The following is a 10,110-nucleotide window of genomic DNA, read 5'->3' on the forward strand; positions in this document are numbered from 1 at the left end:
CGGCCTTACTGACCGTTCAGCAATTTGCGAAACCGGCCCTTGATCAACCGGTCTTCAAGGATGCGGCCCACGCCATAGAGGAGCGCGAACAGGCCTGCAAAGACATAGGCCGATGTTGGCGAATGCTTGTCTTCCTTGTCTTTTTCCTTGTCCTTCTTGGGCTTTTCTGGCGCGGGCGCGCCAAGGAACTTGTCAACCGGATGAAGTTCGCGGACTTCGTCCTTCTTCTTGTCCTTTTTCGCCTTGTCCGCTGCTTCGGTCTTCTGGCCTTCAAGCTTGCCAATGGCGATATTCAACTGTCCGAAGCCGACGAAGAGCAACGGCGCCAGAAAGCAGAACAGCAGCGCGCGGCTGGACATGCGGTAGCGCAGCACGGCCCCGCTCGTGTTCTGTTCGATCTGCAGCACTCCGGCGTCGAATACCGACATCTTGTCCTGCGCAGGCTGGTCCTTCTTGGTGAAGGTCAGCGTGTCACTCGTCCGTTCGTGAGTGGTGCCGTATTCGTGGAACAGCGGATCGAGCCGTTCGAACGCGTCCTCGCTCGATTGGCCGGGTGGGAGCGGTACGCTGCCCCTGACATTCCAGATCCAGTCGATGAGGCGCAGGTTCACGTTTTTTCCGGGTAGGAGCGTGGTGGAGGGCTGCGCCTGCGCGGGCAGGGCGAATGGCGATGTTGTGGTGCTTCCTGTCATCTGGCCAGCCATCATTCCGCCGGTACGGCATCGGTGGGGCCGAAACCTTCATCATCGTGGCGGCCTTTGCCGAACTTCGCCTTCATCGTTTTCCACGCTTCGGTGAACGGGTAATGCATCGTCTCGCGGATCGACATGCGGCGGCCGCCTTCCATACCCAGCAGTTCGGCTTCACCATCGACGCAAGTTCCGAACATGCGGTCGAAGATGATCCACGTGCCGGCAAAGTTGCTGCGGCTCGCCTCGTAATCGCGCGAATGATGGACGCTGTGGTGCTCGGTCGTATTGAACAGGAAACGCCACCAGTTCGGCGTGTTGAAGCGCGCGTTGATGTGCTGGTAAATGCTGACGGTCAGCCCGAAGGTTCCGGCAAGAAGGAAGGCGCGTGGCAGGAAATCGAAGAAGCCGCCGATGCCAAGACCGATCAGGAACAGTTCAACCGGGTTGCCGACAGCGCCCTTGTTGATGTTCAACTGCGTTATGTAATGGTGCGGCGCGTGGGTAAGCCACAGCGGATACCAGTTGTGCATCCCGCGATGCATCCAGTATTGGCCGAAATCGAAGATCATCGAAATCGCCAGTGCCTGAACCAGCAGTGGCAGCCCGGTGAACCAGCGCAGCTTGTCCATGTTCCACTGTTCCTGAACCATCCCGATGATCGCGCCATCGCCGATGTAGTTATCGACGATGCGCAGCACCGTGTAACCCAGCCCGACATAGAACAGGTCGGTGACCAGTTCCTTCCATGTCAATTGCCAGCTGCGATGGCGCGGGTTCACCCATTCCAGACCCAGCAGCAGCAGTTTGAAGCCGATGCCGATGCCGATTGCGGTGGAAGCCTTGGCGATGTCATTGGGCGCATAGTACCAGAAGGCGAGCAGCGCGAAGAACGTGACCGGCTGGAACCAGGTGAAGAAGAACCGCTTGAACGGCCCGCCTTCAACCTTGGGCAGGTTTTCCCAGCCCACTGTTACCGGCGAATCCGCGCCGATGATGCGCTTGCCTACGCGAACTCCGCTCATACGCCTGCTCTCGCGATCTTGGTTCTGCGCGTGGGCCTTGCCGTAGTGCGCAGAAGCGTTGGATATAACATCGTGTGTGATTTCAGCGTCGTAAATATTGCCTCATCACGCCAGATGGCATTGCGGTATCGATCTCATAGATTTGATCTATGGCGTCACTCTGCACGGGCGGCCACCGGGTAGATGATGAAGTCATCGTGGACCTGCGGCGCATCGGGCACGTCCAGCTTTGCCTTCAATCCGGCCTGCAATTCGCCGATACTGCCTGCACCCAGTTCAAGGCGGTGTTCGTCAGGATGCGTCGGCGCTTCGTGGCCGTAATCGCGGCTCGGCGTCCGCGTCATCTCGATATGCGCGCCAAGCACCGCGCGGATCGGGTGCCGCGCGGCAAAGGCGGCAAGGCGATCGACGCTGGCGCGATTGTCGCCCACAAAATTGACCGGAACGTAGAGGCGTCCGGGATAGAGCGTATCGCCAGAGAGAAGGATTTTCAGCCGGGGATCGTAGACCATGATCGCGGCGGCCTGATGGCCCGGCGTGGGCAGGACGCGCAGCACACGCCCGCCAAGGTCGAACCGGCCGATTTCCTCAGGCCATTTGCCGATGCCGAAAAAGGTTGCCACGTCTACGGGCTTCAGTCCGACGACGGTGGTGCCGGGGCGGTCGCGAAATGCGGCATCGCCTGCGATATGATCGCCATGGCTGTGGCTGTGCGCCACGATCAGCGGAATTTCGGAGCGCTTGTTCGCCACCAGCCAATCCGCGATCAGTCTGTCCACGGCCGGCCTGATGCGGCCGCCTTCGGCGCCGCTGTCGATCAGCAGCACCTTGTCGCGCCCGAAGATCAGGTAAAGGAACGGCGCTTCGAAGTTGGTCTTTACCGATTGCCGGATGACGTAAGTATCGGCGTCGAGCGCCTGGACTTGCGTGGCCGGTTCCGCGCCATCGGTGCCGTCGATCCAGCGTTCGGCAAACAGGACGGGCGGTGCAGCACGTTTGGCGGCGGCAGCCGGATATGCAATCATTCCATAGGCCACCAGAAGTGTAGCCGCAATGTGGGTGGGGAACCGTCTACTGAAGGTCTTCGCGCCAGAAATCATCGCATTCGATCCTTTCCTGAACGCCAGCCGAAGAAGGCCGGGGTGCCCCCATTTCAGGGGAGCACCCCGTATTGCCGGATCAGTACTTGAAGCGCGCTTCGATGCCGACAGTGCGCGGATTGATGACAGTGCGCTTGTAGTAGCGCAGCAGCACACCATCGTTCAGGCCAACGCGTGACCGATCGTTAGCGACCGAGACGACCGCGAACTTGTTGAAGATGTTGTTCGCAAACAGGCCGAGGCTGAACTTGTCCGTCTCATAGGCAACCGACGCGCGGTGCAGCACGAAGCCCGGCAACTTGTCGCCAAAGGCGCGGTCCCAGCCGAGACGGGTGACGACATCGCCGCGATAGGTTGCGGTCCAGTCCGCCACGATGTCCCCTTCGCCCATCGGCATAGTGTAAGTCGCGCCAAGGCTGCCGCTGTTCCGGGTTGATCCGGGCAGGCGATCACCCGCCAGTGCATCCAGCTGGATCGGTGAGCTGGGATATGTCCCGGCAGGGCTGTTCACCGCGATGATCGAGGGAACGTCCTCGGTCAGCCTTGCATTGTTGAAGGAATAGGTGCCCTGGATCGACAGTCCCGTGACCGGCTTCAACTGAAATGACGCCTCGACGCCTTCGGACTTGGCCTTGCCGCCGTTGACGGTGATACCGACGATTCCGTTGATCGTGGCAGAGTCGACCTGAATGCCTTCCCAGTCGATCTTGTAGACGTTCACGTTCATTGTCAGCAAGCGGTCAAAGAGCTGTGCGCGAAGGCCGACTTCGAGGTTCTTGGTGGTGTCAGGACCGAACTGGATTTCGTTCGGCAAGGCACAGACGTTCTGCTGCGTGGGATCGAGCGGCAACACACAAGGTGCAACCGTGTTCGGTCCGCCAATGCGATAGCCCTTGCTGTAAGTCGCATAGAGCATGATGTCAGGCGTGAAGTTGTACGAACTGTTGAACTTCCACACCCAGCCGCTCTTCTTCGAGGTGCCCCCGGCCGACGGGAGGTCGTAAGGGCTGACCGGTTCGCCCAGCAGCGGCAGCGTTGCGCGGCCAGCTACTTCGGAAGTATATCCGAAATAGCGCGCCCCGGCGGTAACCTGCCATGCAGGCGTTACCTTGAACGTGCCTTCGCCGAAAATTGCCTTTTCGGTGACCTTTGATCTTACATAGGAAGCGTATTCGACCTCATCCGGGTTTGGCTGCGTGCCGAATTCGACCCATGGATGGTTGGGAAGAATTTCCCGGTAATCCTGCTGGCGCTTCTGCTCGTTGTAGAAGCCGCCAAGGACCCAGTTGAACGGACCGCCGTGGCGCGAAACGAAGCGGACTTCCTGGTTGAACTGCTTGCGCGTGTTCTGGCTCTCGTTGTAGCTCGAAAAGGCCGGAAAGTCTTCGTAGCCATAGTCGAGGTCGAGCAGCAGGTCGGTGTTGTCCGATTGAGCGTTGTTCTTGACGTGGGTGTAGGCAGTCGTCGCGACGAGATCGGCGATATCGGCCAGATTGGCGTTGATTTCCATGCTGCCCAGATGCGCGCGGCGCCTGACCGGTTCGATATAGCGGGCGGCGCTTTCATACCGCCCTGTGCCCAGCACACCGTTGCTGTTGTACTGGCCGCCGTCGGTCGTGGTTTCCTGATAGGCGTAAGTAAAATTGACCTTCAAGTCTTCGCTGAACTGGAACAGCAGCTGGTTGCGGGTGCTGAACGTCTTTTCGAAATTGAGGTCCGACTGGCTGGTCAGGTTCGCCGCATAGTCAGCAGGTGTCACACCCGTAGGGCCGCTAGGCTGTGGCAGCGAAACGCCGGGTTCCTGCAACAGCAGGGTGTAATCGATGAAGCCCGGATCGAAGTAGTAGCCGGTCGCCGTACGGAAGGCGATGTGATCCTTGATGATCGGGAGATTGATGACGCCGTCCACCTGAACGCCGACATCGCCGCTCTGGCTTTTGCCGTACAGCCGCCCATGCGCCTCGACTTCGACGGTATCGAGGTTCGGGCGATTGGGGATGTTGCGGATCGCGCCAGCCAGGGTGCCAAGACCATACAACGTGCCTTGCGGTCCGAGCAGGGTTTCGACGCGAGCAATATCGAGCAGCTTGAAGTCGTAATAGAGCGGCACTTCGCCGAGATAGACGCCCAGTGAATCGTCGTAGGACGCGCCGGAAGAGTCAGTGTCCGACGCGTTCAGGCCGCGCAGCACGATGGTGCCGGTCGAACCCGGACCCGTGTCGGCGATGGTCATGCCCGGCGTGAAGTCTGCAATGTCGCGAACGTCATCGAGCCGTTGGCGCGAAAGCTGTTCGGCGCCGACCGCGCTGATATTGATTGGCACGTCCTGCAGCGATGTCGCGCGGCGGGTTGCCGTGACGACGATCTCGCCAGCGTTGCCGCCCTGTTCGGGATCAGCGGCAGCTTCCTGAGCGAAAGCCGAAGTGGTACCGACGCCCATAAGCATGGTCGCGCCGAGCAATGTGTTGCGAAACAGTTTCATAGTCACTCCGACCCCTTGCGGTTTTGCCAGTCGTCCGTGACATCCTTCTCCCTGACGCTCTAACCCGGCGTTCAAGCCGGACCGGCGCCTTTTTCGGCCGATTTACGGCCTTTGCGCATAACTATTCCATGTCCCCCGACGCTGAGTGCGTAAGAGCTTGTCCGGCGCTGCTGCGCAGCCACGGCTTTTTGCAAAGGCATTCTGAAGGGCGGGCAGCAGGACAACGCAGCTTGCGATGCGGGCATCACCGACGATCGGTGGCTTTGACCCGGAAGAGCAGCGTTGAAGGCCTGCTGTCGATCCACGAACCCTCACTTTGAACCGGCCCTGGCCGGTACTGTCATTATTTTTGCGTTCGCCGCCTCGAAGGGCGATGACCAATACGGTATGGATATTACGGAAATCGTCAAGCGTAATAATTTCGCACTTGCTCAGTATGAACCAAAGGCCGTGCTGCAATGCACAAAATGGCAGTTTTCCGACAATTCGGTTACACAGATGAGGCTTGATTAAACCAAGCAAGCGCCATCGCTGCAATGGATGATTCAGCGTACATGCGAATCGCCTGGTTCGGTGCAGGCATTGAACGTACATTCCCTGCGAGTCGGGCGCTGGAGGCGTTTCCGCTTGCAGCCGCGATCATCGAACCTGCGCAGACGTGCTCCGGCCTCCCAGATTTTTCGGTATTACCTTTTTTCACAATGGTAATATTTTTCGATGGACAAGACTGCCAAGTCTGGTGATGCTGCATTGCGAAAGGGGATCGAATCATGATCAAGCTTGTTGGCAAATTCGGCACCGCAGTGCTGATGGCTGGAGCGCTCATGCTGGCGGGTTGCTCGCAGTCGCCAGATCCCAACGCGGCACCGCGTACCGAATTCAACATCGGCTGGTCGATTTACGCGGGCTGGATGCCATGGCCTTATGCGCAACAGTCCGGGATCATGAAGAAATGGGCGGACAAATACGGCATCAAGATCAACCTGGTGCAGGTCAATGACTACGTTGAATCGGTCAACCAGTACACCGCCGGCAAGTTCGATGGCGTGACCGTTACCAACATGGATGCGCTGACCATCCCCGCAGCAGGCGGCAAGGATACCAGCGCGATCATCGTTGGCGATTATTCGAACGGCAACGATGGCATCCTGCTCAAGGGCGCAAACACGCTTGGCGCGATCAAGGGTCGTCAAGCCTATCTGGTTGAGCTTTCAGTGTCGCATTACCTGCTGGCGCGCGGCCTGGAAAAGGCCGGGATGAAGCCCACCGATGTGCCCACCGTGAACACTTCGGATGCGGATATTGTCGGTGCGTTCGGTGCGCCTGATGTGACTGCCGCCGTCGCGTGGAACCCGCAACTTTCGGTGATGAAAGCGGAGCCGGGCGTTTCGCAGGTGTTCAGTTCGGCCGATATTCCGGGCGAAATCCTTGACCTGATGGTGGTCGATACCGCCACGCTCAAGGCCAATCCGAACCTTGGCAAGGCGTTGGCGGGCATCTGGTATGAAACCGTCGCGCTGATGCAGCGGCAGGATGCGCAAGGCAAGGAAGCCCGCGCCGCCATGGCCAAGCTTTCAGGCGCGACGCCGGAAATGTTCGATGGCCAGCTGGCCACGACATTCCTCTATGCCGATCCCAAGGCTGCTGTGGCCGCCACGACTTCGCCCGCGCTTGTTTCGACGATGACGCTGGTGCGTGATTTCAGCTTCTCGAAGGGTCTGTTCAAGGGCGCGTCCTCTGCCGATGCGGTGGGCATTTCCTTCCCCGGCGGCAAGACGCTCGGCGATCCGCAGCTTGTGACGCTGCGCTTCGACGACACATTCATGAAGCTTGCCGCAGACGGCAAGCTGTGATCGCGCACGCCCGGTCTGGCGAAATAGGGGAACGATCATGCGTTGGGTGAACCGACATGTTCGCCGGAGCAACAGCATCCTTCTGGGTTCGCTGCCGATCCTGCTCCTGGTGATCCTCTACCTGCTGGTTGCCGCACAGCGCCATGCCGACAATCCGATGGACAAGATCCTGCCGCTGCCCGGTGGCATGGCGCAGGCGATGTCTGCGCTGATGTTCCAGCCCGACATGCTGACCGGGCAGTTCGTGTTCTGGACGGACACGCTCGCCAGCCTGCAACGGCTTGGCCTGGGACTTGGTATCGCCACGATGACCGCGCTGGTGGTCGGGCTGGTGCTGGGTGTGCTGCCGCCGGTACGCGCCACCTTCGGGCCGCTGGTAACCGGCATCGCGGTGATCCCGCCGATTGCCCTGCTGCCGATCCTGTTCATTGCGCTGGGTCTGGGGGAAACCGCAAAGGTGGCCCTTATCGCCATAGGCATTGCCCCGGTGATGGTGCGCGACATCGCTGCGCATGTCTCCGCCTTGCCTGCCGAACAGATCGTCAAGGCGCAGACACTGGGCGCAAGCTCCTGGCAGATCATGATCCGCGTTGCCCTGCCGCAAGCCATGCCCCGGCTGATCCATGCCGTGCGGCTGGCACTCGGTCCAGCGTGGGTGTTCCTGATCTCGGCAGAGGCCATCGCGTCGGACGTGGGGCTTGGCTACCGGATATTCCTGGTGCGGCGCTACCTGTCGATGGACGTGATCATTCCCTACGTCGCGTGGATCGCGCTGCTCGCCATCGTGATGGACGTGGCGCTGACCCATACCAGCAAACGCGTGTTCCCCTGGGCACATGGAGCGAGCCATTGAGCGCAATTTCCAGCCCCATTCTCAGCCTCAAGAACGTCTGGGTCGAATATGGCGACAAGATCGTTCTCGAAAAGGTCGATCTCGATATCGAGGCAGGGTCCTTCGTTTCGATCGTCGGACCATCCGGTGCGGGCAAAAGCAGCCTGCTGCGCATCATCCTGGGTCAGGAACAGCCAACGCGGGGGACCATCATGCTCGACGGCGCGCCGCTTGCGCCCGAATGCGGGCCGGACCGGGGGGTAGTGTTCCAGCGCTATTCCGTGTTTCCGCACTTGTCGGCGCTGCGCAACACCGTTTTCGGCCTGGAATGCGCGAAGGCCCCGCTTACCGCCCGCCTGTTCGGTACGGCCCGCGCAACAGCTACGGCAGAGGCGGAAGAAATGCTGAAGGCGGTCGGCCTGGGCGATTCCATGCACCTCTATCCGGCGCAACTGTCGGGCGGGATGCAACAGCGACTGGCCATTGCGCAGGCCCTGATCAAGCGCCCGCGCATCCTGCTGCTGGACGAACCCTTCGGCGCGCTCGATCCCGGCATCCGGGCGGACATGCATGTGCTGACCAGGCAACTGTGGCGCGATTATGCGCTGACGATCATCATGGTGACGCACGATATCCGCGAGGCTTTCACGCTGGGTACGCGCGTCCTCGCGCTCGACAAGCGCCGCCACGATCCGCATGCTCCGCACCGCTTCGGCGCGACCGCCGTCTACGATCTGACGCTGCGCCCTGACACTCCGCCCGAACCGGCGGATGTCCTGCCCCTTTCACTCGCCCAAGTCTCCAACAGCTGAGAGTGCGCAAACCGTGAGTACCGAACCCACGAGCCTTGCCAGGCTTTCGATGAGCCTTCCCGGCGAACTGTTCCGCCAGCTCGACGTGATGGTGGAAGAGCGCGGCCTGCCTTCGCGTTCGCAACTGATTGCCGAACTGATCCGCCATGCCCTGGCAGAACATGAGGCCTATACCCGCCCGGACGAGATGCTCGCGGGCACGGTGACCATCGTCTATCGCGGGGATCGCGGGCGGGTGCGCCATCAGCTTGCCCAGACGCAGGCCGATTACCTCAAGGAAGTCATCTCCTCGCAGCACGTCTTCCTGGAGGACGACCAGTCGCTCGAAGTCCTGCTGGTGCAAGGCCCCGCCGTGCGGCTGAAGGAACTGTGCGATGCCTTGCGCCGGGTGCGCGGGGTGCATCAGCTCCAGCTTGTCACCACCACTGCCCTGTTGCCGCCGCTGTACGAGCCGGACGCCGGGGACAATCCCAAGGGAGCCGCCGCATGAGCGCAAACCTCGCAAACCCGTTGGCCGCCCGCGATCATGCGCGCAAGATGGCCGGCACCGTAGTCGAATCCATGCCGGTGCTGCCCCCGGTTGCGGGCGACCTGCCCGAAGGCGTGACACCAGACGATCTGGTGTGGGAAGAGACCATCGCGGCAGGCGGCTATGCCACGCGGCGGCTTTCGCGCGGCGCGCGGTTGCGGCTGATCGATCTCAAGGGCGATGCCTGCGCCTCGCTGCTGGTGTTCAACGCCGAAATGCCGAGCGAACGGCTGAACGTGGCCGACACGGTTAAGGTTCAGTGGAACGCCTATCTGGGCCAGGGCAAACTGCTGCTTTCGGACATGGGCCGCGTGATGATGAGCTTCCTTGAGGACGATGCGAATACGCACGATGCGTTCTGCGGCACCTCGAACGCTGCCACCAATGCCGCGAAATATGGCGAAGGCCGCAACAGCGGCGCCTATCCCAGCGGGCGTGACCGATTCCTGCTCGGCGCGGCGAAGCACGGGTTGCAGCGCCGCGACGTGCACCCTTGCGTGAACCTGTTCAAGGGCGCGGCCATCGCCGAAGACGGGGCAATCGTTCCGCAGGTCGGCCCCTATGCGGCGGGCCGCAGCGTGGTGCTTCGCGCGGAAATGGACGTGATCGTGGTGATCGCGAACTGCCCGCATGTGCTCGATCCGCGCTCCGAATATAGCGTTACGCCTTTGCGCGCGACCGCGTGGCGCGGGTCCATCACGCCCGAAAACGATCCCATCCGCATGGCGACGCCCGAAGGCCTGCGCGCCTTCCTGAACGTCGAAGACTATTTCCGCCGCTGAGCAGGA

General features: G+C 60.9%; 10 protein-coding genes. 5 read left to right on the forward strand and 5 right to left on the reverse strand.

The genetic code is table 11. The features are described from left to right. Nucleotides 1–5: 5 nt before the first annotated feature. The 5 genes from LUA85_RS06060 to LUA85_RS06080 all read right to left on the reverse strand — a co-directional run bounded on the left by LUA85_RS06060 (nucleotide 6) and on the right by LUA85_RS06080 (nucleotide 6,047). Nucleotides 6–611, reverse strand: coding sequence for a hypothetical protein (locus LUA85_RS06060; RefSeq protein WP_231467834.1), 606 nt, complete (start codon nucleotides 609–611; stop codon nucleotides 6–8). A 92-nt stretch (nucleotides 612–703) separates the two neighbouring features. After that, nucleotides 704–1,714: a sterol desaturase family protein gene (locus LUA85_RS06065; protein WP_231467836.1), complete on the reverse strand. Its 1,011-nt coding sequence runs from the start codon at nucleotides 1,712–1,714 to the stop codon at nucleotides 704–706. A 155-nt stretch (nucleotides 1,715–1,869) separates the two neighbouring features. Continuing rightward, complete coding sequence (locus LUA85_RS06070; protein WP_231467838.1) at nucleotides 1,870–2,739, reverse strand: MBL fold metallo-hydrolase; 870 nt, start codon at nucleotides 2,737–2,739, stop codon at nucleotides 1,870–1,872. A gap of 154 nt (nucleotides 2,740–2,893) precedes the next feature. Further along, a complete protein-coding gene (locus LUA85_RS06075) occupies nucleotides 2,894–5,296 on the reverse strand; it encodes a TonB-dependent receptor (protein WP_231467841.1) in 2,403 nt (800 codons plus the stop codon). 490 nt (nucleotides 5,297–5,786) lie between these two features. After that, complete coding sequence (locus LUA85_RS06080; RefSeq protein WP_231467843.1) at nucleotides 5,787–6,047, reverse strand: hypothetical protein; 261 nt, start codon at nucleotides 6,045–6,047, stop codon at nucleotides 5,787–5,789. A gap of 19 nt (nucleotides 6,048–6,066) precedes the next feature. On the opposite strand from LUA85_RS06080, the gene LUA85_RS06085 reads away from it, so the two are divergent. Genes LUA85_RS06085 through LUA85_RS06105 form a run of 5 tightly spaced genes read left to right on the forward strand, consistent with a single transcriptional unit; the run spans nucleotide 6,067 to nucleotide 10,104 of the window. Next, nucleotides 6,067–7,149 carry a putative urea ABC transporter substrate-binding protein gene (locus tag LUA85_RS06085; protein ID WP_231467845.1) on the forward strand — a complete coding sequence of 361 codons (1,083 nt, stop codon included), beginning with the start codon at nucleotides 6,067–6,069 and terminating at the stop codon, nucleotides 7,147–7,149. Nucleotides 7,150–7,186: 37 nt separating this feature from the next. Next, nucleotides 7,187–8,002, forward strand: a complete 816-nt coding sequence (locus tag LUA85_RS06090) for an ABC transporter permease (RefSeq protein ID WP_231467847.1) — start codon at nucleotides 7,187–7,189, stop codon at nucleotides 8,000–8,002. After that, nucleotides 7,999–8,793, forward strand: a complete 795-nt coding sequence (locus LUA85_RS06095) for an ATP-binding cassette domain-containing protein (protein ID WP_231467849.1) — start codon at nucleotides 7,999–8,001, stop codon at nucleotides 8,791–8,793. Before LUA85_RS06090 ends, LUA85_RS06095 begins: the two co-directional genes overlap by 4 nt. Before the next feature lie 49 nt (nucleotides 8,794–8,842). Then, entirely contained in the window at nucleotides 8,843–9,283 is a 441-nt protein-coding gene (locus LUA85_RS06100) for a CopG family ribbon-helix-helix protein (protein ID WP_371823709.1), read from the forward strand. Beyond that, nucleotides 9,280–10,104 (forward strand): urea amidolyase associated protein UAAP1, encoded by an 825-nt coding sequence (locus tag LUA85_RS06105; protein WP_231467853.1) that lies wholly within the window; start codon nucleotides 9,280–9,282, stop codon nucleotides 10,102–10,104. The genes LUA85_RS06100 and LUA85_RS06105 overlap by 4 nt, the downstream gene beginning before the upstream one ends. Nucleotides 10,105–10,110 lie beyond the last annotated feature (6 nt).

It is taken from the genome of Novosphingobium sp. CECT 9465, from assembly GCF_920987055.1.
Classification (GTDB): domain Bacteria; phylum Pseudomonadota; class Alphaproteobacteria; order Sphingomonadales; family Sphingomonadaceae; genus Novosphingobium.

Coding starts and splice junctions, on each gene's coding strand:
- LUA85_RS06065 (WP_231467836.1), bottom strand. CDS start 1,714: ATGAGCGGAGTTCGCGTAGGCAAGCGCATCATCGGCGCGGATTCGCCG.
- LUA85_RS06070 (WP_231467838.1), bottom strand. CDS start 2,739: ATGATTGCATATCCGGCTGCCGCCGCCAAACGTGCTGCACCGCCCGTC.
- LUA85_RS06075 (WP_231467841.1), bottom strand. CDS start 5,296: ATGAAACTGTTTCGCAACACATTGCTCGGCGCGACCATGCTTATGGGC.
- LUA85_RS06080 (WP_231467843.1), bottom strand. CDS start 6,047: ATGCAGCATCACCAGACTTGGCAGTCTTGTCCATCGAAAAATATTACC.
- LUA85_RS06085 (WP_231467845.1), top strand. CDS start 6,067: ATGATCAAGCTTGTTGGCAAATTCGGCACCGCAGTGCTGATGGCTGGA.
- LUA85_RS06090 (WP_231467847.1), top strand. CDS start 7,187: ATGCGTTGGGTGAACCGACATGTTCGCCGGAGCAACAGCATCCTTCTG.
- LUA85_RS06100 (WP_371823709.1), top strand. CDS start 8,843: ATGAGCCTTCCCGGCGAACTGTTCCGCCAGCTCGACGTGATGGTGGAA.
- LUA85_RS06105 (WP_231467853.1), top strand. CDS start 9,280: ATGAGCGCAAACCTCGCAAACCCGTTGGCCGCCCGCGATCATGCGCGC.